The 23,044-nt window shown below is 58.3% G+C and carries 18 protein-coding genes and 2 tRNA genes; 14 read left to right on the forward strand and 6 right to left on the reverse strand.

The genetic code is table 11. From position 1 onward, the window contains the following. Positions 1–22: 22 nt before the first annotated feature. From tig to BR41_RS05425, 9 genes are all read left to right on the forward strand, one after another. Positions 23–1,333: a trigger factor gene (tig, locus tag BR41_RS05385; protein ID WP_035053885.1), complete on the forward strand. Its 1,311-nt coding sequence runs from the start codon at positions 23–25 to the stop codon at positions 1,331–1,333. 139 nt (positions 1,334–1,472) lie between these two features. Continuing rightward, on the forward strand, positions 1,473–2,093 hold the full coding sequence (gene clpP, locus BR41_RS05390; RefSeq protein ID WP_035053894.1) for an ATP-dependent Clp endopeptidase proteolytic subunit ClpP: 621 nt from the start codon (positions 1,473–1,475) through the stop codon (positions 2,091–2,093). A 61-nt stretch (positions 2,094–2,154) separates the two neighbouring features. Further along, positions 2,155–3,429: an ATP-dependent Clp protease ATP-binding subunit ClpX gene (gene clpX, locus BR41_RS05395; RefSeq protein WP_035053896.1), complete on the forward strand. Its 1,275-nt coding sequence runs from the start codon at positions 2,155–2,157 to the stop codon at positions 3,427–3,429. Positions 3,430–3,549: 120 nt separating this feature from the next. Continuing rightward, positions 3,550–5,979: an endopeptidase La gene (lon, locus tag BR41_RS05400; protein ID WP_035053898.1), complete on the forward strand. Its 2,430-nt coding sequence runs from the start codon at positions 3,550–3,552 to the stop codon at positions 5,977–5,979. Between the two features lie 83 nt (positions 5,980–6,062). Beyond that, positions 6,063–6,335, forward strand: a complete 273-nt coding sequence (locus BR41_RS05405; RefSeq protein ID WP_035053900.1) for an HU family DNA-binding protein — start codon at positions 6,063–6,065, stop codon at positions 6,333–6,335. A 43-nt stretch (positions 6,336–6,378) separates the two neighbouring features. Beyond that, positions 6,379–6,455: transfer RNA gene (locus BR41_RS05410), tRNA-Val, on the forward strand. Between the two features lie 86 nt (positions 6,456–6,541). Then, positions 6,542–6,618 (forward strand) — tRNA-Asp (locus tag BR41_RS05415). 280 nt (positions 6,619–6,898) lie between these two features. Continuing rightward, positions 6,899–8,737: a peptidylprolyl isomerase gene (locus BR41_RS05420; RefSeq protein ID WP_035053902.1), complete on the forward strand. Its 1,839-nt coding sequence runs from the start codon at positions 6,899–6,901 to the stop codon at positions 8,735–8,737. Positions 8,738–8,963: 226 nt separating this feature from the next. After that, a complete protein-coding gene (locus BR41_RS05425; RefSeq protein ID WP_035054293.1) occupies positions 8,964–9,995 on the forward strand; it encodes a purine-nucleoside phosphorylase in 1,032 nt (343 codons plus the stop codon). A 54-nt stretch (positions 9,996–10,049) separates the two neighbouring features. Here the strand turns inward: BR41_RS05425 and curA are convergent, their stop codons facing one another. The 3 genes from curA to BR41_RS05440 form a co-directional block, all read right to left on the reverse strand. After that, positions 10,050–11,069: an NADPH-dependent curcumin/dihydrocurcumin reductase gene (gene curA, locus BR41_RS05430; RefSeq protein WP_035053904.1), complete on the reverse strand. Its 1,020-nt coding sequence runs from the start codon at positions 11,067–11,069 to the stop codon at positions 10,050–10,052. 64 nt (positions 11,070–11,133) lie between these two features. Further along, a complete protein-coding gene (locus BR41_RS05435; protein WP_035053907.1) occupies positions 11,134–12,294 on the reverse strand; it encodes an iron-containing alcohol dehydrogenase in 1,161 nt (386 codons plus the stop codon). Positions 12,295–12,394: 100 nt separating this feature from the next. Next, positions 12,395–12,982, reverse strand: a complete 588-nt coding sequence (locus tag BR41_RS05440; protein WP_035053917.1) for a TetR/AcrR family transcriptional regulator — start codon at positions 12,980–12,982, stop codon at positions 12,395–12,397. A 117-nt stretch (positions 12,983–13,099) separates the two neighbouring features. Between BR41_RS05440 and BR41_RS05445 the strand changes: the two genes are divergently transcribed. The 4 genes from BR41_RS05445 (at position 13,100) to BR41_RS05460 (ending at position 16,326) form a co-directional block, all read left to right on the forward strand. After that, a complete protein-coding gene (locus tag BR41_RS05445; RefSeq protein WP_035053921.1) occupies positions 13,100–13,735 on the forward strand; it encodes a DsbA family protein in 636 nt (211 codons plus the stop codon). 108 nt (positions 13,736–13,843) lie between these two features. Further along, positions 13,844–14,254: a DoxX family protein gene (locus BR41_RS05450; RefSeq protein ID WP_035053922.1), complete on the forward strand. Its 411-nt coding sequence runs from the start codon at positions 13,844–13,846 to the stop codon at positions 14,252–14,254. A gap of 107 nt (positions 14,255–14,361) precedes the next feature. Beyond that, the gene (locus BR41_RS05455) at positions 14,362–15,150 is read left to right on the forward strand and encodes a dioxygenase family protein (protein WP_035053930.1); all 789 of its coding nucleotides are present in this window, start codon (positions 14,362–14,364) and stop codon (positions 15,148–15,150) included. 171 nt (positions 15,151–15,321) lie between these two features. After that, positions 15,322–16,326: a metallophosphoesterase family protein gene (locus BR41_RS05460; protein WP_035053932.1), complete on the forward strand. Its 1,005-nt coding sequence runs from the start codon at positions 15,322–15,324 to the stop codon at positions 16,324–16,326. Between the two features lie 127 nt (positions 16,327–16,453). Here BR41_RS05460 and BR41_RS05465 read toward each other — a convergent pair whose 3' ends face one another. Further along, positions 16,454–18,046, reverse strand: coding sequence for an ABC transporter substrate-binding protein (locus BR41_RS05465; RefSeq protein ID WP_084186854.1), 1,593 nt, complete (start codon positions 18,044–18,046; stop codon positions 16,454–16,456). Between the two features lie 348 nt (positions 18,047–18,394). Here BR41_RS05465 and BR41_RS05470 point away from each other — a divergent pair, with 348 nt between their 5' ends. Then, positions 18,395–19,858, forward strand: a complete 1,464-nt coding sequence (locus tag BR41_RS05470) for a catalase (protein WP_035053934.1) — start codon at positions 18,395–18,397, stop codon at positions 19,856–19,858. Between the two features lie 82 nt (positions 19,859–19,940). On the opposite strand, the gene BR41_RS05475 is transcribed toward BR41_RS05470, so the two are convergent. Continuing rightward, positions 19,941–20,249, reverse strand: a complete 309-nt coding sequence (locus BR41_RS05475; protein ID WP_245615811.1) for a low molecular weight protein tyrosine phosphatase family protein — start codon at positions 20,247–20,249, stop codon at positions 19,941–19,943. A gap of 8 nt (positions 20,250–20,257) precedes the next feature. After that, on the reverse strand, positions 20,258–22,906 hold the full coding sequence (gene pepN, locus BR41_RS05480) for an aminopeptidase N (RefSeq protein WP_035053938.1): 2,649 nt from the start codon (positions 22,904–22,906) through the stop codon (positions 20,258–20,260). Positions 22,907–23,044: the final 138 nt, after the last annotated feature.

A 23,044-nucleotide genomic window follows, 5' to 3' on the forward strand; every position in this document is an offset into this window, starting at 1 on the left:
ACGAATTAGTCAAGGAATGAACATGCAAGCACAACTGGAAACCCTGGGCCAGCTCGAGCGTCGCCTCAGCTTCTCCGTACCGCGCGAAGAGATCAGCAAGCAGGTGGATGCCCGCCTGAAGCGCGTTGCTAAAACCGCCAAAGTCGACGGCTTCCGTCCGGGCAAGGCACCACTCAACATCATCGCCCAACAATACGGCTTTCGCGTTCAGGAAGAAGTGCTGGGTGAAACCGTCGAGCGCTCGTTCGGCGAGGCTGTTGCCAAGGAACAAATCCAGGTTGCCGGCTACCCGCGTTTCGAACCGAAGGAAGGCAGCGAAGCGGAAGGTGACTTCCAGTTCGTTGCAACGTTCGAGGTGTACCCGGAAGTGAAGCTGGGCGAACTGGCTGGCAAGGAAGTCGAAAACCCGACGCTCACCGTCGGCGAAAGCGAAATCGACAAGACGCTGGAAATTCTGCAAAAGCAACGCACCCGTTTCGACCGCGTTGAACGTGCTGCTGCTGATGGCGACCGCGTGATCATCGACTTCAAGGGCACCATCGACGGCGTCGCCTTCGACGGCGGTAGCGCTGAAAACTACGCGTTCCTGATCGGCAAGAAGCAAATGCTGCCGGAATTCGAAGCTGGCGTGATCGGCCTGAAGGAAGGCGAGACGAAGGACGTTACCGTCAACTTCCCGGCTGATTACCACGGCAAGGACGTGGCCGGTAAGACTGCCGTGTTCGTGATTACGGTCAAGAATGTTGCAGCTGCACAACTGCCGGAAGTAAATGCTGAATTCGCCAAGAGCCTCGGTATTGAAGACGGCGATGTGGCCAAGATGCGCGAAGAAGTGAAGGGCAACCTTGAGCGTGAAGTGCGTTTCCGTCTGAAGGCGCGCGCCAAGGAAAACGTCATGACCGCGCTGATCGAGACCACGCCGGTTGATTTGCCGAAGTCGCTGGTTATCATGGAAATCAGCCGTCTGGCTGAACAAGCTCAAGCCGATCTGAAGCAACGCGGCATCGATCCGAAGCTGGTGCCGTTGTCACCGGCCATGTTCGAACAACAAGCGCAGCGCCGTGTTCATCTCGGCCTCGTGCTGGCTGAGCTGGTAAAGGCCAACGGCCTCGAAGCCAAGCCGGAACAAGTCAAGACCATCATCGAAGATCTGGCGCAGAACTACGAAGATCCGGCCGACGTGATCTCCTGGTACTACGAGAAGCGCGAGCGTCTTGCCGGCCCGGAATCGATGGCACTGGAAGACAATGTGGTTGATTTCGTGTTGTCGAAGGCCAAGGCGGTTGAAAAGGCCGTCGCATTCGACGAGCTGATGGGCCAGCAAGGCCAATAAAACGGCTGCAAAGCCGGGATGCAGCATTGAAATTGTGGCGTGGAATCCTCATGTGCATGCGTACAACGGTTCCTCGCCACTTTTTCTCCAACGCTGCGAGCTGCCGGCTTTCTTTGGCTAACAATCAATAGGAACGAACATGCAACGATCGGAATTTGATCCGCAAAACCTCGGGTATATCCCGATGGTGATCGAGCAGAGCGGCCGGGGCGAGCGCTCCTACGATATCTACTCGCGTCTTCTGAAAGAGCGGGTTGTTTTTCTGGTTGGCCCGGTCAATGACCAGACCGCCAACTTGGTCGTCGCCCAGCTCTTGTTCCTTGAAAGCGAAAATCCGGACAAGGATATTCACCTCTACATCAATTCGCCGGGCGGTTCGGTGACGGCGGGCATGTCAATTTACGACACGATGCAGTTCGTCAAACCGGATGTATCGACCTTGTGCGTCGGTATGGCGGCCAGTATGGGTGCTTTCCTGCTTTCAGGTGGCGCCAAGGGCAAGCGCTTCGCTTTGCCGAATTCGCGCATCATGATTCACCAGCCATTGATCGGCGGCTTGGCGGGTCAGGCGTCGGATATCGAAATCCACGCCAAGGAACTGCTCAAGACCAAGCGCCAATTGAACGAGCTGCTGGCCAAACATACCGGCCAGAGCATCGAAACGATCGAGCACGATACCGATCGCGACAATTTCCTGAGTTCCGATGAAGCTCAGAAGTATGGTTTGATCGACGAAGTACTGGTTTCGCGCGCAAAATAATCCGCGTATCTGCTGCAACCACCGCCAGCCTCGCTCTGGCGGTTTTTCATTGGCCGACACGATGACCGATAAAACTCACGAAAAACTGTTGTACTGCTCGTTTTGCGGCAAAAGCCAGCACGAGGTGAAGAAGCTCATTGCCGGTCCGGATGTGTTTATCTGCAATGAATGCATCGAGCTGTGCAATGACGTGCTCAAGGATGAAGCGGCTCAGTTGCTGATCGGCGAGCCGACGACGCCATCTGGCAAGAAGCTGCCGCTGCCGACTGAAATCAGCGCCGCACTTGATCAGTATGCGATTGGCCAGCGCCGTGCCAAGAAGATTCTGGCCGTGGCGGTGTACAACCACTTCAAGCGCTTATCGACCAAGACCTCGACAGCGCCTGACGGCGTTGAGCTGTCCAAATCCAACATCCTGCTGATCGGGCCGACCGGCTCTGGCAAGACGCTGTTGGCGCAAACGCTGGCACGGCTCTTGGATGTGCCGTTCGTGATCGCCGATGCGACCACGCTGACCGAAGCGGGCTATGTGGGCGAAGATGTCGAACACATCATCGCCAAGCTGTTGGCGCAATGCGATTACGACATCGAGAAGGCGCAGCGCGGCATTGTCTATATCGATGAAATCGACAAGATTGCCCGCAAGTCCGAGAACCCGTCGATCACCCGCGATGTATCGGGCGAAGGCGTGCAGCAAGCACTGCTGAAGCTGGTCGAGGGTACGGTGGCCTCGGTGCCACCGCATGGTGGCCGCAAGCACCCGAATCAAGACATGCCACAGGTCGATACGACCAATATCCTTTTCATTTGCGGTGGCGCGTTCGAGGGGCTCGACAAGATTATCCGTAACCGCTCGGTGAAGGGCGGTATCGGGTTTGGCGCGCAGGTCGTCAATAAGGATGACAACACTGGCATCGGCAAGCTGTTGCATGAAGTTGAGCCGGATGATCTGATCCGTTTTGGCTTGATCCCGGAATTTGTCGGTCGTTTGCCGGTGATCGCTACGCTGGATGAGCTTGATGAAGCTGCGCTGGTATCGATTCTGACCGAACCGAAGAATGCGCTGGTGAAGCAATATCAGCGTCTATTCGAGATGGAAGGCGTCGAGTTGGATGTAACCGAAGCCGGCCTTGCTGCGATCGCCAAGAAGGCGATGGAACGCAAGACGGGTGCGCGTGGGTTACGCTCGATTCTGGAAGGCTCGTTGCTCGATACGATGTATGAGCTCCCGGCACTGGAAGGGATCGCCAAGGTCGTTGTCGATGCGCCAGTCATTCTGGAGGCAGCCAAACCCGAGCTGGTGGCTGTAGAAAACGATCAACCTGCTGCTGCGTAAGTTGCTGTTCTAGCAATACTTTTGACGCCGCCTTGCACACACGTGCTCGGCGGCGTTGAATTTGTGGCCGTGAGGCCACATTATCAGAACCACTCCCATGTTTTCCCGCAGGCGAATCTCATGTCCGAAAATCACAAACTACTGACCGAGTCCGCCGTTTACCCGATGTTGCCGTTGCGCGACGTCGTCGTGTTCCCGCACATGGTCATCCCCTTGTTCGTAGGCCGGCCGAAGTCGATTCGCGCGCTTGAGGCGGCGATGGATGGTGGCAAGCATATCCTTCTGGCTGCGCAGAAAAACGCCCAGAAGGACGAGCCATCGCTGGGCGATATCTATCCCGTTGGTACCATTGCAACGGTGCTGCAGCTGCTGAAGCTGCCCGATGGCACGGTCAAGGTGCTCGTCGAAGGCCTGCAGCGCGCTGACGTGACCGGTCTGTTTGACGAAGACGGCTATTTCCGCGCCGAAGCGATGCCGTTCACGATCGACGAAGACGAAGGTCACGAAGTCGAAGCGATGCGCCGTACCTTGTTGGCGCAGTTCGACCAGTTCGTGAAGCTGAACAAAAAGATTCCGCCGGAGATCCTGACCTCCCTGGCCGGGATTGAATCTGCCGGCCGTCTCGCTGATACCGTCGCGGCGCATCTGCCGCTCAAGCTTGAGCAGAAACAAGCCATTCTCGAGATGCCCGATGTCAAGAAGCGCATTGAGCACCTGCTTAAGCAGCTGGAAACCGAACTCGACATCCTGCAGGTGGAAAAGCGCATCCGCGGCCGCGTGAAGCGGCAGATGGAGAAGAGCCAGCGCGAGTACTACCTGAACGAGCAGGTCAAGGCGATCCAGAAGGAACTCGGCGAACTTGACGAGAACGCTGATCTGGACGATCTGGAAAAGAAGATCAAGCTTGCTGGCATGAGCAAGGAAGGCCGCGACAAGGCCGATGCTGAGCTGAAAAAGCTGCGCATGATGAGCCCGATGAGTGCGGAAGCGACGGTGGTTCGCAACTACATCGATACGCTGATCGGCGTGCCCTGGAAGAAAAAGAGCAAGATCAGCAAGGATTTGCATGCTGCCGAAGGCGTGCTGGATACCGATCACTATGGGCTGGATAAGGTCAAGGAACGCATTGTCGAGTATCTCGCGGTGCAAAGCCGGGTCGATAAGCTGAAAGCGCCGATTCTGTGCCTGGTAGGCCCTCCGGGCGTCGGCAAGACCTCCTTGGGTGAGAGCATTGCTCGTGCCACCGGCCGCAAGTTCGTGCGCATGGCACTTGGCGGCGTGCGTGACGAAGCCGAAATTCGTGGTCACCGCCGTACCTACATCGGTTCGATGCCTGGCAAGATCGTGCAGAGCATGACCAAAGTCGGCGTGAAGAACCCGCTGTTCCTGTTAGATGAAGTGGACAAGCTCGGCCAGGATTTCCGTGGCGATCCTTCCTCGGCGCTGTTGGAGGTGCTCGATCCGGAGCAGAACCACGCGTTCAACGACCACTACCTTGAGGTGGATTACGACCTTTCGGACGTGATGTTCGTTGCAACGGCCAACTCACTGAACATCCCGCCGGCTTTGCTGGACCGGATGGAAGTGATCCGTCTGTCGGGTTACACCGAAGACGAAAAGGTCAACATCGCGCTCAAATACCTTGTACCCAAGCAGATGAAGAACAACGGCGTGAAGGATGGCGAATTGGCCATTTCCGACGCGGCCGTGCGCGATATCGTGCGCTTCTATACGCGGGAAGCTGGAGTGCGTGCACTTGATCGCGAGATCGCCAAGATTTGCCGCAAAGTCATCAAGGCGCTGTTGCTGAAGCCGTCGGATAAGAAGATCGCTGTCACGCCCAAGAATCTCGACAAGTACCTTGGTGTACATCGTTACGACTATGGCGTCGCGGAGCAGCAGAACCAGATTGGTCAAGTCACCGGCCTTGCCTGGACCGAGGTGGGTGGCGAATTGCTGACCATCGAGGCGGTCAAGCTGCCGGGTAAGGGCAAGATGATCCAGACCGGTAAGCTTGGCGATGTGATGCAAGAGTCGATCCAAGCCGCCCTATCGGTTGTAAGAAGCCGCGCCAAGGCGCTTGGCATCGATCCGGACTTCTATCAGAAGTTCGACATGCACATCCACCTGCCGGAAGGCGCTACGCCCAAGGACGGGCCGTCTGCGGGCATTGCAATCGCCTCGGCGCTGACGTCGGTGTTGACTGGCATTCCGGTGCGCTGCGATGTGGCGATGACCGGTGAAATCACCTTGCGTGGCGAGGTGTTGCCGATCGGTGGCTTGAAGGAAAAATTGCTCGCTGCGCATCGCGGCGGGATCAAGCAAGTATTGATTCCGGAGGGGAACGTCAAGGATTTGGCGGAAATTCCGGACAATGTGAAGCGTGGCCTTGCCATCCACGCGGTAAAGTGGTTCGATCAGGTCCTCGAGCATGCGCTTGAGCGCCATCCGCAACCGCTGGAAGAAGGCACGGAAAATCCTGAGGCGATTTTGCCGCAAAGCAGCGTGAATCCAAGCGTTGAAGCGGGCCAACAGCTCACCAAACACTAGTTGACACGTGATTTTGCCGCTTGCTATAAAGCTCAGGCAATCGGCCGACCGGAACCATTTAACCAGAATGAAAGGGGACGTAAGTGAATAAATCCGAATTGATTGATGCCATCGCTGAAGCTGCAGGCCTGTCCAAGGCTGCTGCCGGTAAAGCGCTTGATGCAACCGTTGATGCAGTTTCGGCTGCACTGAACAAGGGTGAGGAAGTGACGCTCGTCGGTTTTGGCACGTTCTACGTTGCTGAACGCGAAGCGCGTAACGGCCGCAATCCGCGTACTGGCGAGACCATCAAGATCAAGGCTGCCAAGCAACCGAAATTCAGAGCTGGCAAATCCCTGAAAGATGCAGTACAATGATTGTCTTTCGTCACTGCAGTAATGCGGTGACGAACTAGACGATGGGTGGTTAGCTCAGTTGGTTAGAGCACCTGCTTCACACGCAGGGGGTCGGTGGTTCGAATCCACTACTACCCACCACAGTGATTCGAGCAGTTCAGTTTCAAGCAATTCCGGTGAAAACCTCTTGCAAAGTTTCTGAGGCCTGCTACAATCGCTGTCTCTCTGGAGCGGTAGTTCAGTTGGTTAGAATACCGGCCTGTCACGCCGGGGGTCGCGGGTTCGAGTCCCGTCCGCTCCGCCAGAATGAAGAAAAAAGCCAAGCTGAAAAGCTTGGCTTTTTTCTTGCCTGTTATTTCTTGAAGCTATCCCTGTTATTGCCAATTCATATCTCTGCACTATTGAAGTGCAAGTCCAGATCACGCACGTACATACAGGGTGTTGGCACAGCCGTACAGCTACAGGAAAACGGTGCGGGCAAGGGACTGAAAGCAGGTGCTTGGGGCCAATGATTATTACGGCGAGACAGCGTCTATCGCTTCTGGCATCATACGGCGCGAAACCTCGCGGAGTTGCTTTTCACCATGTTCGAGTTCGTAGAAAAAAATAAAACAGCAGTGCAGGTCGTACTGGGATTGGTTTCCCTCGGCCTCGTGGTCGGTTTCGGCCTCACGGGCTATAGCGCCATGCAAGGTGGCGGTGACTATCTCGCCAAGGTTGCCGGCCAGCAAATCACGGATCGTGACTTGGCTGAAGCGGCTGGTGGGCAAGCAATCAGCGATGAAATGCGCCCGATGCTGCTGGAACAAGTCGTTCGTCAGCGGATGATGCTGGCGCAGGCGAAGAAGCTCAATTTCGTGCCGAGCAAGCAACAGTTGCAGGACACCATTGCGGCAGTTCCGGCGTTCCAGGAAAACGGCCAGTTCAGCCCGAAGCGCTATCAGGATTTGCTGGCTTCGCAGCAAATGACGGTTGATCAGTTTGAAAAGCGCGTGAGCGATGACCTGGCAACTCGCCAGCTGTTGTCGTCGTTCATGCTCAGCGGTATCCAGGCCAACCCGACACTCGATCGTCTGGCCAAGTTGATGGGCGAAAAGCGTGCAGTTGCCGCAGCCATCATCAAGCCGGAAGACTTCCTCGCGCAGGCCAGCGTCAGCGATGCCGAGGTCAAGCAATACTACGATCAGCATCAAGCCGAGCTGAAAGCACCAGAGATGGCCAAGCTGGAATACGTGGTGCTGTCGCAAGCTGCATTGGCTGCCGAGCAGACAATCAGCGACGACGATGTACAAAAGTACTTCGATGCCCACAAAGCCGATTTGACCAAGGAAGAGCGCAAGGCTGCACATATCCTCATTGCTGCGCCGAAGACGGCGTCGGCCGATGAGAAGAAAGCGGCGCGTGCCAAGGCTGAAGAGCTGCTCAAGCAAGTGAAGGCCAATCCGGCCAAGTTTGCAGAGCTCGCAAAAGCTAACTCCCAAGATCCTGGTTCAGCGCCGAATGGCGGTGACTTGGGTTGGTTCGGTCAGGACGTGAGCTTTGTTGCGCCATTCAAGGAAGCCGTCTTCAAGCTCGCCAAGGGCCAGGTTTCCGACGTTGTCGAAACCGATTTCGGCTATCACATCATCAAGCTCGACGATGTGAAGACCAAGACGCTCGCCGATGTGAAGCCGCAGATTCTCGAAAAGCTCAAGCAACAGAAAGCGCAAGCCGCCTTCGCCGCGCAAAAGGGCAAGTTCAACGATATGGTTTACCAGCAGGCAGATAGCCTCAAGCCGGTGGCTGATGCTTTCAAGCTGCAAGTGCAAACCAGCGGCTGGGTGACCCGCACTGGCGCGCAAGATCCGATGTTGAACAACCCGAAGCTGGCTGAAGCTGTGTTTGGTGATGATGTGCTGAAGAAAAAGCACAACACCGATGGTGTTGAAGTCGCGCCGGGCACTGTGGTTTCTGCTCGCGTCGTTGATTACAAGGCTGCGCAAATCCCGCCGTTGGCGACGGTTATGCCGGATATCCAGAACAAGCTCAAGCTGGAGAAAGCGATCAAGCTGGCAGCTGCAGACGGTGCGAAGAAGCTGGCAGCGTTGCAGAAGGGCGACAATGTTGCGCTCACCTGGAGCGAGCCGAAAGAAGTGGCCCGTGTTGGTGAGCGTGCGATTGATCCCAAGCAGTTGAGCACGATTTTCGCTGCGCCGGCGGACAAGTTGCCAGCTTATGCGGGTGGTGATGTCGGGCGCGGTTTCGTGATCTACAAGGTTGTGAAGGCTGTTCCGGCTCCTGCTTTGACGCCTGATATGCGGCAGAAGCTGGTGCAACAACTGAGCCAGATGTATGGCCAAGTGGAGATCGGCAATTATCTGGCCGGGCTCAAGGGCGGCATCAAGGTCGAATACGGTCGTGCACTGACTCCGCCGAAGGAATAAGCCGCGCAGTTAGTTCTGCAGTCGGTTCCAACAACAAAGCCACGCAATGCGTGGCTTTGTTGTTTTTGGCTTGCGTGAGTTACACGACCAAACCATATAGTGGTTATGCGACTTTCCCGGGCTGTCAGGTTGAGCGGGATTGATTATGCTGTGCCAAATGATATTGCGCGCCGCGCACACGGCGCTGCTTGCCGAGATCCTGACCACTATCCATGGAGCTATCCCGATGTTAAGGAACAAGCGAAATGCCGCTACTGCGGCATTGATGAGCCTGCTGACCATTACCGGTGTTTATGCAGATACCGCAGCACCGCGCCCGGTCAAGGTCATGATCGTTTCCATGTTTGGCCCGGAAGGCCAGACCTGGCTGAATCATATCCATGCCAACGACGCCATTGCCGTTCCCGGCCTGTCGCCCGACTACCCGGTGATTCATTGCAACGCCGACGATGTGTGCGTGCTGACCACTGGCATGGGCCATGCCAACGCGGCGGCTTCGGTGGCGGCTTTGGTCTGGTCACGCCAGTTCGATTTGACCAAGACGTATTTCCTGGTCGCCGGGATTGCCGGGATCGATCCCAAGCAGGGCACCTTGGGTACGGCGGCTTGGGCGCGCTATCTGGTGGATTTCGGCATTCAGTGGGAGCTGGATGCGCGTGAGATTCCCAAGGGCTGGGAAACGGGTTACCTCGGTATCAATACCAGGAGCCCGGACGATAAACCCCCATTGGATTACCGCACCGAAGTGTTCCAGTTGAACGAGCCGCTGTTGCAAAAGGCCCTGGCGCTCTCCAAGGACGCCAAACTCAGCGACAGCAAGGAAGCGCAGGCTTTTCGTGCCAAGTATGCCTACGCGCCAGCCAATAAGCCGCCTGTGGTCACGCAATGTGACACCCTGGCGGGCGATACCTGGTTTTCCGGCGCCAAGCTTGGTGAACGTGCCCGTGACTGGACGAAATTGTTGACCGACGGCAAGGGCGTGTATTGCACTACGCAGCAGGAAGACAATGCCACGTATGAGGTGCTCAAGCGCGGTGCGGCTGCCGGGTTGACCGACGTCAGTCGCGTAGCGGTGCTACGCACGGGGTCGGATTTTGATCGGCCCCCCAAGGGAATGTCTGCTATGGACAATCTGCTTGGTTATCAGCAGCAAGGCGGCTTTGTGCCGGCAGTGCAGAATCTGTATCTGGCCGGCTGGCCGCTGGTGGACAACATCGTGAAGCATTGGGCGCAGTGGCAGGAAGGCGTGCCGCAGTAACGTCGGCAATGGCGGACAGCAGGGCATTTCTGCCCTTACTGTCCCGCCGATGGCTTAGTCCGCCACGCGTATGACCAACTTGCCGAAGTTGCGTCCTTCCAACAGCCCGATGAATGCCTGCGGCGCATTCTCAAGACCGGCAACGATGTCTTCGCGGAACTTGATCTGGCCGGCTTTCAGCCAAGGGCCCATGGCCGCAGCAAACTCGCCATAACGATGCCAGTGATCGAGGATGATGAAGCCCTGCATGCGGATACGCTTCTTCAACAACAAGCTGGTCAGTAGTGGCAGACGATCCGGGCCGGCAGGCAGCGATTCGGCGTTGTACTGCGAAATCACGCCGCAAATGGGTACACGCGCATTGTCGTTCAGCAATGGCATGACGGCATCAAACACCTTGCCGCCGACATTTTCGTAATACACATCGATGCCATTCGGGCTGGCAGCTGCAAGCTGAGCCGCCAAGTTATCAGCGCGGTGATCAAGGCACGCATCGAAACCGAGTTCTTCGACTGCATAGCGACATTTCTCCGCACCGCCAGCAATGCCGATCACACGGCAACCTTTGAGCTTGGCGATCTGGCCCACCACCGAGCCGACAGCACCGGTGGCTGCTGCGACCACGACCGTTTCACCCGCTTGCGGGTTGCCGATATCGAGCAGGCCCAGATAGGCAGTGAAGCCCGGCATGCCAAGCACGCCCAGCGCGAGCGACGGTTGGGTGAGGGATCGATCAAGCTTGGTCAGCCCTTCACCGTTGGAAATCTCGTATTCCTGCCAGCCGGAGAAGCCCAAGACCACATCACCAACCTGATAGCCCGGATGATTGGAGGCTTCAACGCGGCTGACCGTGCCGCCGACCATCACATCATTCAATTCGAGTGGCGGTGCGTAGGAAGGCGCATCGCTCATGCGGCCGCGCATGTATGGGTCGAGCGAGAGGGACAGCGTTTTCAGTAGCACCTCGCCAGCGGCTGGGGCTGGAACGGTGGTGGTTTCGAGACGGAAATTGTCTGGCGTCGGTGCACCCTTAGGGCGCGATGCCATGACGATGCGACGATTTTGCAGTGACATGAGATGACCTGTGCGAGGGAAGGGCGGCACCACTTGGTGCCGCCAGAAGGAAGGTAGAGAGGGCTTAGAAGCAGCTTTCCAGCACTTGCCGGCTGGTAGCGAGCGTCACATTGCGGTGCTCGCCCAGCTGCGTCATGCCATGCTTTTCGAGCTGGCCGAGCACGCGATCAATGGCTTCGCGGCCGACGCTGTAGTCCGGCAGGCGCGTTTTTACGCCGACGCTCTCGAAGAACTCGCGCGTATTGGCGATGGCGGCATTGATGCGCGCCTCTTCGTCGCCTTCACGAATGCCCCAGACACGTTCCGCGTATTGCAGCAGCTTGGCGCGCTTGTCGGCGCGGCGCACTTGCAGCATCGACGGCAGCACGACAGCCAGCGTTTGCGCGTGATCCAGACCATACAGCGCAGTCAGTTCGTGGCCGAGCATGTGTGTCGCCCAATCCTGCGGCACGCCAGCGCCGATCAAGCCGTTGAGCGCCATGGTGGCGGCCCACATCAGGTTGGCGCGTACTTGGTAATCGTGCGGGGTGGCGATCACCTTGGGGCCGAGTTCGATCAGTGTCTGCAGCAGGCCTTCGGCGAAGCGGTCCTGCACCGGGGCATCCGCCGGATAGGTGAGGTATTGCTCCATCACGTGGGTGAAGGCATCGACCACCCCGTTGGCGACTTGGCGCGGGGGCAGGGTGTAGGTCTTGACCGGGTCGAGGATGGAGAACTTGGGGAAGGTCTTGTTGCTGCCGAAAAACAGTTTGTCGTGTGTCGCGTAGCGGGTAATCACGCCACCGTTGTTCATTTCCGAGCCGGTTGCGGGCAACGTGAGCACTGCACCCAAGGGCAGGGCGGCGGTGATCTTGGCGCCGAAGCTGGTCAGGATGTCCCACGGATCGTCGCCTTCATAGACCGAAGCCGCGGCGACGAACTTGGTGCCGTCGAGCACCGAGCCGCCACCCACCGCGAGCAGGAAGTCGATCTTTTCCGCCTTCACCAGTTCGACGGCACGCATCAGCGTCTCGAAACCCGGGTTGGCTTCAATGCCGCCGAATTCAAAAGTGGTGAAGCCAGCCAGCGCACTGTTCACTTCATCGAGCGTGCCGTTTTTCTTCACGCTGCCACCGCCGTACAACACCAGTACGCGACTGCCGGCCGGCACCAGCGTGGCCAGATTCTTGATCCGGCCTTCGCCGAAAACGATGTGAACAGGATTGTAGAAGTCGAAGGACTGCATGGTTTGCTCCTCGCAAGTCTGAGATAACTAGACCGGTCGTCTAGAATTTGCTGCAAAAAAACGGCCTGAAACGTTCAGACCGTCGGATTCGGATTGTTCGCTACGGTTGCTTGAGCATGGATCTGGTGGCGCTCAGTGCGGCTTCAAGAGCGCTGTTATCAAGCCGCACCTTGGTGAGCAGGCTCGCGCCCAGCCACAGTTGGTAGAGCACTTGCGCGGTGTGGGCTGGATCGAGCGCTGGTAAGGAGCCATCAGCGATGCCGCTTTCCATCACTCGCGTCAGCTGGGAGATCACGCGGTCGGTGCCGAGCTTGAGTTCCGCGCGCATCGCTTCGGAAAGGTCGGATACTTCGGCGCTCAGTTTCACGACCAGGCATTGTTCCTCGCAACGGCAAAGGCTGTAGGTGGTCAGCCAGCCGGTCCAGTACCGCATCAGCTTTTCCGCGCCGGTGCCGGGTTCGTTGAACAAGGCATTGACGTGGCCGAGATACTCCGTGAAGTAGCGCTCCAGCAGGGCGGCACCGAACGCTTCTTTCGAGGCGAAGTAGTGGTAGAACGAGCCCTTGGGCACGTCGGCGGCAGACAGCACTTCGGCGATGCCGACGGCGGAAAAGCCTTTGCCGAGGATGATCGATTCACCGGTCGCGAGCAGATGTTCGCGGGTGTCTTCGTGACGTCTTTTTACCATGATGGCCGGATACTAATTTATGATTAGACCGGTCGTCTACAAATTTTTGCTGTCGTCCCCATCTCCATCCGACGCTTCCAATCCCTCTTCAATCCAGAACCATCAGGTATCTCAATCATGGCTACACAACCTCATTCGTTTGAATTGCTGTTCGATCCCCTCTGTGGCTGGTGCTACGGCGCCCACCCGATTGTCCGTGCGGTGATCAAGCAACAGGCCAAGCCATTCAAACTCACCCCGACCGGCCTGTTCGCTCGTGATGGTGGCCGTGAGATGGATGCCGGTTTTGCCGCCTACGCGTGGCAGAACGACCAACGCATCATGAAAATGACCGGGCAGGTTTTTTCGGATGCCTACAAGCAAGATGTGCTCGACGCCGGCGGTCGCTTCGATTCGTGGCTGATGACGGTGGCGTTCCACCTGATCGAAACCCATACGCCGGCGCAGGGGCTGGAAGTGCTGGAGGCGCTGCAGCAATTGCGCTATGTGCAAGGGCAAGACGTGAGTGATCCGCAAGTGCTGGCTAGCGTGGCGGTGAAGTTTGGCCTGGAACGCGATGCCTTTATTGCCCAGCTGACCGCGCCGGACGTGGTGCAAGCCGTCAAAGCGCGTATCGAAGCCGGTCAGCAAGCCATGCGTCGCCATGGTGTGCGCGGTGTGCCGGCCTTGGTGGTGGAAACGGCCAATGGCTCAAGCGTGTTGCCATCGCTCTATGACCCGAACAGCTTGGCGTCGATCGGCGTCGATATTTGATTGTCCCGGTATTTGCGATGAGTAATTGCTGATTCGCATGTTTATCCCGAATTTGTCCGCGATTAGACTTGCTCCATCACTTGAACAGGATTGAACAGGAGCAAGACCATGAACGCTGAGTCCCGTACCGCCCCCTGGGGCATTTTTCTACTGCGTGCCGCGCTGGGCGTGATGTTTCTCGCCCACGGCTTTACCAAGCTGTTCGTGTTTACCCTGCCGGGCACGGCGCAGTTTTTCGCTTCGGTCGGCTTCCCCGGCTGGATCGCCTATCCGGCGACGTTCGCTGAAATTGGCGGTGGCCTCTTCCTGATTCTGGGTATCCTGCCGCGTTGGGTGGCTGCTGCACTGGCCATCCAGCTGTTCTTCGCGTCGACGGTGCATTTTGGCAACGGCTGGTCGTTCACCAATCCGCACGGTGGCTGGGAATATCCGATTTTCCTCACCGTGACTGCGCTGGCTGTGGCCTTGCTGGGTGACGGTGCCTTGACGCTGGTGAAGAGCCGCCTGCCCAAGCGCTAAGCGGTAAAAGACGCCAAGGAGGCCGGTGTTGTACCGGTCTCGTTAAATTGATTTGAATGGATTGATCCGACGCTTGATATGCGTCGGCTACCGATTGGAGTACTGCCATGTCCCGCCTGCCTACCGTTTTCGTATCCCACGGCTCGCCGATGCTGGCGCTGGGTGCCGGCGAAACCGGCTACGCCTGGCGCAAGCTGGCTGAGTCACTGCCCAAGCCACGCGCGGTGGTGGTGTTTTCTGCGCATTGGTCATCGCCGCTGCCGGCCGTCGGTGCTGCTGCACAACACGGCACCATCCATGATTTCTATGGTTTCCCTGCGCCGCTGTATGACGTCCGCTACGACACGCAAGGCGAACCGGCATTGGCACAACGCTTGGCCCAAGGCCTGCAGGATGCCGGTTGGCCGGCGCGAATCGATGTGGAACGCGGGCTCGACCACGGCGCGTGGGTGCCGCTGAAAGACATGTATCCGCAGGCCGATGTGCCCGTGGTGCCGGTGTCGATCAATAACCGGCAAAGCCCGGCATGGCATTACCAGCTTGGCCACGCGCTGGCGCCACTGTTGGATGACGACGTGTTGCTGCTGGCATCCGGCAGCCTCACGCACAATCTGTATGAGATCGAGCCGGGTCGCGATGGCGAAACGCCGCCACCCTATGTGACGGCGTTTCAGGACTGGTTCCATGCCAAGCTCACCGCGGGCGATCTGCCGGCCTTGCTCGACTATCGCCGCCAAGCCCCGGACGCGGAACGTGCGCATCCGACGCAGGAACACTTGTTGCCGCTCTTCGTTGCACTGGGTGCCGCCGGGGCCAATCCAGATGTAACGCGCCATTTCGACAAAGTGACCGAGCGGATACTGGCAATGGATGTCTACGGGTTTTCAGCACGCTGAAAGTGGATTGTCGTCACTACGAAATAAGGTTAGGGCATACTGCTGACACTTTATTTCGTGGAGACGACAGTGCGTGTCCGTCTATTTGCATTATTTGTAATAAGTACACTTACAGCATGTTTGAGCGCTCAACGTGTTGTCGCGACTGAGGTCGAGGAGAGCGATCCGGTCGTGTTCTCTTTTGCCACCGTCGGTGATTCCCGCGAAGAACCCAGCCCGGACCTGAATGCGCAGAACCGGATCTGGCTGCAAAACACCAAGGCCTGGTCCCGCATCCTGCGTGAAATTCAGGCCAAAAAGCCGCATGCGCTGTTCTTCAACGGCGACATGATCATGGGCTACACCACCGACAAGAACGTGCTCAACCGGCAATACGCCTTCTGGCGCGGCATGGTGGCCAATCTGATGGAAACCGGTACTTACGTACTGCCGGTGCCGGGCAATCATGAAGTGCAGGAGAAGTTCAAGGACGATGCCGGCAAGGTCCATAAGGTGGCCCGCCAAAGCAACGAAGACAGCTGGCGCGACAATATGGGCGACCTGATCGTCGATGCCGCGCGCTGGAAGGCGGTCGTTGGCAGCCATTTCTCCGCGTTCGATGCACACAATGCCCCGGCAATCGGCGGCCCGGACAAGATCAGCACGGATCAATCGCAGCTGTCTTATTCATTCGACTATGCTGGCAGTCACTTCGTCGTGATCAACACCGACCCGGTTGGCAATGACAGCCACGCGCCGGTCAATTGGTTGCTCGATGACTTGACCCGTGCCAAGCAACGCGGCGCCAATCGCATCTACGTCTTCGGCCACAAGCCGGCGTTTACCTATTACTACAAGCCCAAGCTGGACCCGGTCGGCCTCGATAACTTCCCCGACAATCAGAAAGCGTTCTGGCAGCTGATCGAGGATTTCCACGCCACGTATTTCTGCGGGCATGAGCATATTTTCCACGTGATGCAACCGACTGCGGACAAGGGCGGCCATGCGTGGCAGGTGATGGTTGGCTCGGGCGGTTCACCGTTTGAAGCAGCCAAGGAAGACGCCGTATTGGTGGAAGATCGCTTGTACGCGTGGGCGCTGGTCAAGGTGCATGCCAGCGGCAAGACCGACATTGAAGCGTATGGTTTTGACGAGGCCGATGGCCCGACTCGGCTCTTGCTCAAACACGCCTTGTAACCTGTAGCCCGGACGGTTTCACCGGCCGGGGTGACTGCAGTAGATAACGAAGCGTCCCGGCCAGCAAAGCTGTTCCGGCGACAAAAAAGCCCACGCATTGCGTGGGCTTTTTGCTGGTCAACCCATTTCAGTTCACGTTTACCCCGGCAAAATCCTGCCGGCCAAACGGGCTGACCTTATAGCCACTCACGTTCGACGTCGTGATCGCTGCATTCAAGGGATGCGCCAGCGGAATCCACAGCGCCTGATCGTGGATGATCTTCTGCGCGGTTTCATACTGCTTGCTGCGCGCGGCTTGATCAGCAGTCCGCTTGCCGGTGGCGATGGCCTTGTCGAGCGTAGCGTCGCAGAAGCGGGCGAAGTTCAGGCCGGATTCAACCGCCGCGCACGAGAATTGCGGCGTGAGGAAGTTATCCGGGTCGCCGTTGTCGCCGCTCCAGCCCATGAACAGCAGGTCGTGCTCGCCGGCTTTGGCACGTTTGATCAGCTCGCCCCATTCGATCACCTTGATCTCCGCCTTTACGCCGATCTTGGCCAAGTCAGCTTGCAGCAGCTCACCACCGGCACGTGGATTGGGGTTGAGCGTACTGCCGGCCGGGCGCACCCAGATGGTGGTGCTGAAGCCATTCGGAAAGCCGGCATCGGCCAGCAGTTGCTTGGCCTTGACCGGGTCGTAGCTGTAATCCGGCAGATTGACGTAGCTCCAGGTGTTGGGCGGGTAGGGGCCGTCCGCCTCAACGGCGGTGCCTTCGAACACCCGCTTGAGATAGGTCTTCTTGTCGAAGGCGATATTGAGCGCCTGCCGCACCTTGGCGTTGTCGAACGGTTTGTGCTGGCTGTTGAAGGCGATGAAGGCGGTGGCGAAGCCATGCGTATCCACCACCCGCATATTCTTGTCGGCGCGCGCAGCCAGCACGTCTTGCGGTTTGGGCGAGAGGGCGATCTGGCATTCGCCGGCTTTTACTTTCTGCACGCGCACGACCGGGTCGGGCGTGATGGCGAAGATCAGCCGATCCGCTTTCGGTTTTGCACCAAAGTAGCTCGGGTTCACGTCGTAACGGATCACCGCGTCCTTCTGATAGCTCTTGAGCACGAACGGGCCAGTGCCGATCGGTTTGCTGTTCAGTTCGATCGCTTTGGCGGGGGTGAGCTTGTCGGCGTATTCGGCCGAGTAGATCGAGGCGAAGCCCATCGTCAGCAGTGGCACGAAAGTGGCTTCGGGCGTCGTTAGCTCGAAGCGCACCGTGTTGTCATCGATCTTCTTCACCGCCTTGACGATCTTGCCGAGCTGAAACGAAGTGGCGTGCGGGTAGCCGTTGGCTGCCGTTTTATGCCACGGGTGATTGGCATCGAGCATGCGGTTGAAGGTGAACAGCACGTCGTCCGCATTCAGCGGGCGGCTCGGTTTGAAATAGTCAGTGCTCTGGAACGCCACGCCTTTGCGCAAGGTGAAGGTGTAGGTGAGCCCATCTGCGCTCACGTCCCATTTCTCCGCCAGACTGGGCACCACCTTGCCGCTGGTGGCGTCGTAATCGACCAGGCGATTGAACAGCACATCGGCCGAGGCATTGGTGGTGGTCAGCGAGTTGTACTGCACAACATCGAAACCATCCGGGCTGGCTTCGGTGCAGACGGTGAGCGGTTTGGCCTGCACGGCGGCGGCGAAGCCGAACGCAAGAATGGGGAGGAGGGTGGGTAGCAGCGTGTGGTTGGGGCGCATGACATGGCTCCGGAATATTGGTGGGTGAGGATGACGGGTTGACGTCAGGATACCGCCAGCGAGCATGGGGTTGAACGATTGTTTCTGCATATCGTTATGGCGTGGCTTGTGGCAGTTGGCAGGGCGAAGTGATGCGGGCACGATTGGAGGTTAATTGGTTTTTTGCATTGAATTGAAAGAAACAATTCATTTCAACAATGATTTGGACCGTCACATAATTCCGCCATGCCCTGACCCATGCATTCCCGGCCTGCCTTTGATCGGTCGAACTACGCTGCGCTAGCCAAAACCGGGCGAAACGCCTTTAATCCTGAATGGATTGTATGTTTCTAATGAAAGGAACCTGTCATGTCTGATCACCCGATCCTCACCACCAATTTTGGCCAGCCGGTGGCCGATAACCAGAACAGCGTTACCGCCGGCCCGCGTGGCCCCGTGCTGTTGCAGGACATCCACCTGGTTGAAAAACTCGCTCACTTCAACCGCGAACGTGTGCCAGAGCGCGTGGTGCACGCCAAGGGTTCCGGTGCCTATGGCACGTTCCGCGTCACGCAGGACATCACCCGTTACACCAGCGCCAAGCTGTTCGAGAAAGTGGGCAAGGAAACGCCGGTATTCCTGCGCTTCTCCACGGTTGGCGGCGAACAAGGTTCGGCTGATACCGAGCGTGATCCGCGTGGCTTCGCGGTCAAGTTCTACACCGAGGAAGGCAACTGGGACATGGTCGGCAACAACACCCCCGTGTTCTTCATCAAGGACCCGCTCAAGTTCCCGGACTTCATCCACACCCAGAAGCGCAATCCGCAAACCAACCTGAAAGACCCGAACATGGTGTGGGATTTCTGGTCGCTGTCGCCCGAGGCGTTGCACCAGATCGTCATCCTGTTCTCTGATCGCGGCACGCCGGATGGCTATCGCTTCCTACATGGTTTCTCCAGCCACACCTTCAGCCTGTACAACAAGGCCGGCGAGCGCGTGTGGGTGAAGTGGCACTTCAAGAACAAGGCCGGCATCAAGAACCTGCATCCGGCCGAGGCGCAACGTTTGGCCGGCACCGACCCGGATTACGCCCAGCGCGATCTGTTCAACGCCATCGACCAAGGCGACTTCCCGAAATGGCGTGTTTGCATTCAGGTGATGACGGATGCCCAAGCCAAGGCCTTCCGCTGGAATCCGTTCGATCTCACCAAGATCTGGCCGCATACCGAATCCCCGTTGATCGAAGTGGGCGAGCTGGAATTGAACCGCAATCCGCAAAACTACTTCGCCGAAGTCGAACAAGCCGCGCTATCACCGGCCAATATCGTGCCGGGGATGGGCTTCAGCCCGGACAAGATGCTGCAGGGTCGTTTGTTCTCGTACAACGATGCACATCGCTACCGCATTGGCACCAACTACGCCCAATTGCCGGTGAACGCACCGCAATGCCCGTTCCACAATAACCAGCGCTCCGGCAGCATGCGTTTCGATGGCAATGGTGGCTCGGTCCCGAATTACGAACCGAACTCCGTAGCTGGCTCCCCCGCCCAAGCCCCGCAATATCGCGAGCCGGCCTTGCCGCTGGGCGACGTGAGCGCCGATCAATACAGCCACGCCGAAACCGAGCACGACCACTACACCCAGCCGGGCGATCTGTTCCGCTTGATGACCACCGAGCAGCAGCAATTGTTGATCGACAATCTGGTCGGCTCGATGAAGGGCGTCACCCGCGACGGCATCGTGCTGCGCATGCTGGCGCATTTCAAGAAGGTGGATCCCAAGCTGGAAGCGGGGATTGCTGCAGGTTTGGGGATTGTGCTTGAGGGGTATTGAGCTGCGTTGAATCCTGCTTGGATTCGGTGTGCAGAGAAACAAAAAACCGCCATCTTTGGATGGCGGTTTTTTATGGTGCCACTCAAAGCAATGGCGGCACTTTTCGGCGTAACAGTTCGACGAGTTCCGGCGCCATGAACGCATAGTTATCCGGAATATCGAGGCAGATCACGCGCTTGCTGCCGAGCTGGCTGCGGTATTGCTGTTGCAGTTTGCGGCGATGGGTTTTCTCCATCACGAAGATCACATCCGCCCACTGCACCAGCTCGACGCTCAGCGGCACTTCCGCATCATGGTTGGTGCCGGCCGACGCCGTTTCGACGTCGGGCCAGTTGGCAAATACCTGTTCGGCGGTCGGGCTGCGCAGCCGGTTCTGGCTGCAGACGAACAAGACGTGCCTCAATCCGCCAATGCCTTGCTCACGATCTCAAAAGTATCGCCCGACAAGCCGGCCTCGCCGGCGATCCGCTCCAGCTCGCCCTTCATCAGCGTGCGGCGCACCGGTTCGAGCTTGGTCCAGCGATTGAACGAGCTGGCCATGCGGGCGGCGATCTGCGGGTTGAGTTTGTCGAGTTCGATGATGCGGTCGGCGGCGAATGCGTAGCCGTAGCCATCCAGTGCATGAAAGTGCACCGGATTGCGCATGCAGAAGGCATTGATCAGCGCGCGTACCTTGTTCGGGTTCTTGATCGAGAAGGCCGGGTGCTGCATCAGCGCCTGAACGCGAGAGAGCGCACCGACGCGGCTGCTGGTGGCTTGCAGGGAGAACCATTTGTCCATCACCAACGCATCGTCCTGCCAGACATTGCCGAAGTCGGCGAGGTAGGTTTCGCCGTCGTTGCGCTGCGCCAGTGCCTGCAGCGCGGCGAGGCGATCGGTCATGTTGTCCGCGCGGCGGTACTGGTTGCCGAGCAGCTCGGCGATCATCGGGTCGTCGAGTTCGGACAGGTAATCGAGGCAGACATTCTTCAGGCTGCGCTTGGCGACGGATTCGCCGTCGTAACGGTAGGTGGCACCATCGTTCAGTTGCTGGTAGACCGCGAGGAAGGTGGCACGCAGTTCGCGGGCGAGCGCTTGTTTGACGAGTTGCCGGGCGTTATGGATGCGCGTGGGATCGACGTCGTTCAGCGCTTCGAACAAGGCGGTTTCGGACGGCAGTTCCAGCATCAAGGCGACCAGCGCCGGGTCGATGTGGTCGTTGGTCAGCAGTTTGCCGAATGCCTCGACAAACTGTGGCGGCACGACCACCGCTTCGCCGTGGCCGAGTGCGTGATATGCGGATTTGAGCAGGTTGCTGGCGTAGGTGTTGGCGGCTTCCCAGCGGGCAAAGGCGTCATTGTCGTGCGCGATCAGGAATACCAGTTCGTCGTCGCTATAGCCGTAAACCAGTTTTACCGGGGCGGAGAAATCGCGCAGCAGCGAGGGTACTGGTTGGCAGGGCACGTCGACGAAGGTGAATGTTTCAACTTCCTTGCGCAGCTCGAGCACGCGGCTGGTGCTGTCGGCGACCAGTTGCGCAATCGGCTCGTGAGCTAAGCGCAGCGGCAGTTCCTGGCCGCGGCGGTCCAGCAGGCCGATGGCGAACGGAATATGCAGCGGCAGTTTCTCGGGTTGGCCCGGCGTAGCGGGGGTGTGTTGCCGCACGGTAAGCGTGTAGGTGTGAGCGGCATCGTCGTAGACGCCTTCGACCTCCAACACCGGTGTGCCGGCTTGTTGATACCAGCGGCCGAATTGATCGAGGTCGGCCTCATTGGCATCCGCCATCGCGGCGCGGAAATCATCGCAAGTGACGGCGTGGCCGTCGTGGCGCTTGAAATACAGATCCATGCCGCGCCGGAAGCCATCGCGGCCGAGCAAGGTGGCGTACATACGCACGACCTCGGCCCCTTTTTCGTAGACGGTCCAGGTGTAGAAGTTGTTGATTTCCTGGTATTCGTCCGGCCGGACCGGGTGGGCTTGCGGGCCGGCGTCTTCGGCGAATTGCGCTTCGCGCAGATTGCGCACGTTCTGGATGCGTTGCACGGCGCGGCTGCCCAGATCACTGGAGAATTCCTGATCGCGGTAGACGGTGAGGCCTTCCTTGAGCGAGAGCTGGAACCAGTCGCGGCAGGTCACGCGGTTGCCGGTCCAGTTATGGAAGTATTCGTGGGCAACCACGGAATCGATGCCGTCGAAATCCGCATCGGTGGCGGTGTCCGGCCGGGCCAGCACGTACTTGGTGTTGAAGACGTTGAGGCCCTTGTTCTCCATCGCGCCCATGTTGAAGTCGGCGGTGGCGACGATCATGTAGGCATCCAGATCGTATTCGAGGCCGAAACGGTCTTCGTCCCACTTCATCGATTTCTTGGCAGCGGCCATCGCGTGGTGGCATTTATCGATGTTGCCCGGCTCGACATAGATTTCCAGCGCCACATTGCGACCGGATGCGGTAACGAAACTATCGGTGAGCGAGACCAGTTTGCCGGCGACCAGCGCGAACAGGTAGGACGGCTTCTTGAACGGATCGACCCATTTCACCCAGTGGCGGTTCTTGTCCATGCTGCCGCTGCCGACGCGGTTGCCGTTGGAGAGCAGCACCGGGTACTTGTTCTTGTCCGCGATGATGGTGGTGGTGAACTTGGCCATCACGTCTGGCCGGTCGAGATAGAAAGTAATGCGGCGGAAGCCTTCGGCTTCGCACTGGGTAATGAAATTGCCGGCCGACACATACAGGCCAGAGAGGGCGGTATTGGCGGCCGGATTGATGCGGGTGACGATTTCCAGGATTGCGGTATCGGCAATGGCCGGCAGCGTGAGCTGGCTATCGGTCTGGGTATAGGTGCCGGGCCCGAGTGGCGCGCCGTCGACCTTCACGTACTCCAGCACCAACTCCTCGCCATGCAGCACCAGCGGCACGTTGTCCGGCGTCTGCGGGTTGCGCTTCACCACCAGCCGCGACAGCACGCGGGTGTTGGTTTCTTCCAGTTCAAAGGTGAGATCGACGCGGTCGATCAGGTAGGCAGGGGCGGAGTAGTCGAGACGGCGGATGGCGGTACGGGTAGCGGTCATGTCTTGGCGTCGGGTTGGGGTATTGTTTGCTGACGGGTATTTAGCAGACTGGGTTTTGACAGGCTGAGTAAGCCGGCATTGTGCCGGAAAGCGCTCGCCGATACATGTCGGCATTTTCCCGATCGCATATGCGTCCAG

Source organism: Andreprevotia chitinilytica DSM 18519, from assembly GCF_000711875.1.
GTDB classification, from domain to species: Bacteria; Pseudomonadota; Gammaproteobacteria; order Burkholderiales; family Chitinibacteraceae; genus Andreprevotia; species Andreprevotia chitinilytica.

Bases quoted from the DNA above. Each gene is read 5' to 3' on its own strand.
- clpP (WP_035053894.1), top strand. From the start codon at position 1,473: ATGCAACGATCGGAATTTGATCCGCAAAACCTCGGGTATATCCCGATG.
- lon (WP_035053898.1), top strand. From the start codon at position 3,550: ATGTCCGAAAATCACAAACTACTGACCGAGTCCGCCGTTTACCCGATG.
- tig (WP_035053885.1), top strand. From the start codon at position 23: ATGCAAGCACAACTGGAAACCCTGGGCCAGCTCGAGCGTCGCCTCAGC.
- BR41_RS05450 (WP_035053922.1), top strand. From the start codon at position 13,844: ATGAACGCTGAGTCCCGTACCGCCCCCTGGGGCATTTTTCTACTGCGT.
- BR41_RS05470 (WP_035053934.1), top strand. From the start codon at position 18,395: ATGTCTGATCACCCGATCCTCACCACCAATTTTGGCCAGCCGGTGGCC.
- BR41_RS05440 (WP_035053917.1), bottom strand. From the start codon at position 12,982: ATGGTAAAAAGACGTCACGAAGACACCCGCGAACATCTGCTCGCGACC.
- clpX (WP_035053896.1), top strand. From the start codon at position 2,155: ATGACCGATAAAACTCACGAAAAACTGTTGTACTGCTCGTTTTGCGGC.
- BR41_RS05425 (WP_035054293.1), top strand. From the start codon at position 8,964: ATGTTAAGGAACAAGCGAAATGCCGCTACTGCGGCATTGATGAGCCTG.
- curA (WP_035053904.1), bottom strand. From the start codon at position 11,069: ATGTCACTGCAAAATCGTCGCATCGTCATGGCATCGCGCCCTAAGGGT.
- BR41_RS05445 (WP_035053921.1), top strand. From the start codon at position 13,100: ATGGCTACACAACCTCATTCGTTTGAATTGCTGTTCGATCCCCTCTGT.
- BR41_RS05420 (WP_035053902.1), top strand. From the start codon at position 6,899: ATGTTCGAGTTCGTAGAAAAAAATAAAACAGCAGTGCAGGTCGTACTG.
- BR41_RS05435 (WP_035053907.1), bottom strand. From the start codon at position 12,294: ATGCAGTCCTTCGACTTCTACAATCCTGTTCACATCGTTTTCGGCGAA.
- BR41_RS05455 (WP_035053930.1), top strand. From the start codon at position 14,362: ATGTCCCGCCTGCCTACCGTTTTCGTATCCCACGGCTCGCCGATGCTG.
- BR41_RS05465 (WP_084186854.1), bottom strand. From the start codon at position 18,046: ATGCGCCCCAACCACACGCTGCTACCCACCCTCCTCCCCATTCTTGCG.
- pepN (WP_035053938.1), bottom strand. From the start codon at position 22,906: ATGACCGCTACCCGTACCGCCATCCGCCGTCTCGACTACTCCGCCCCT.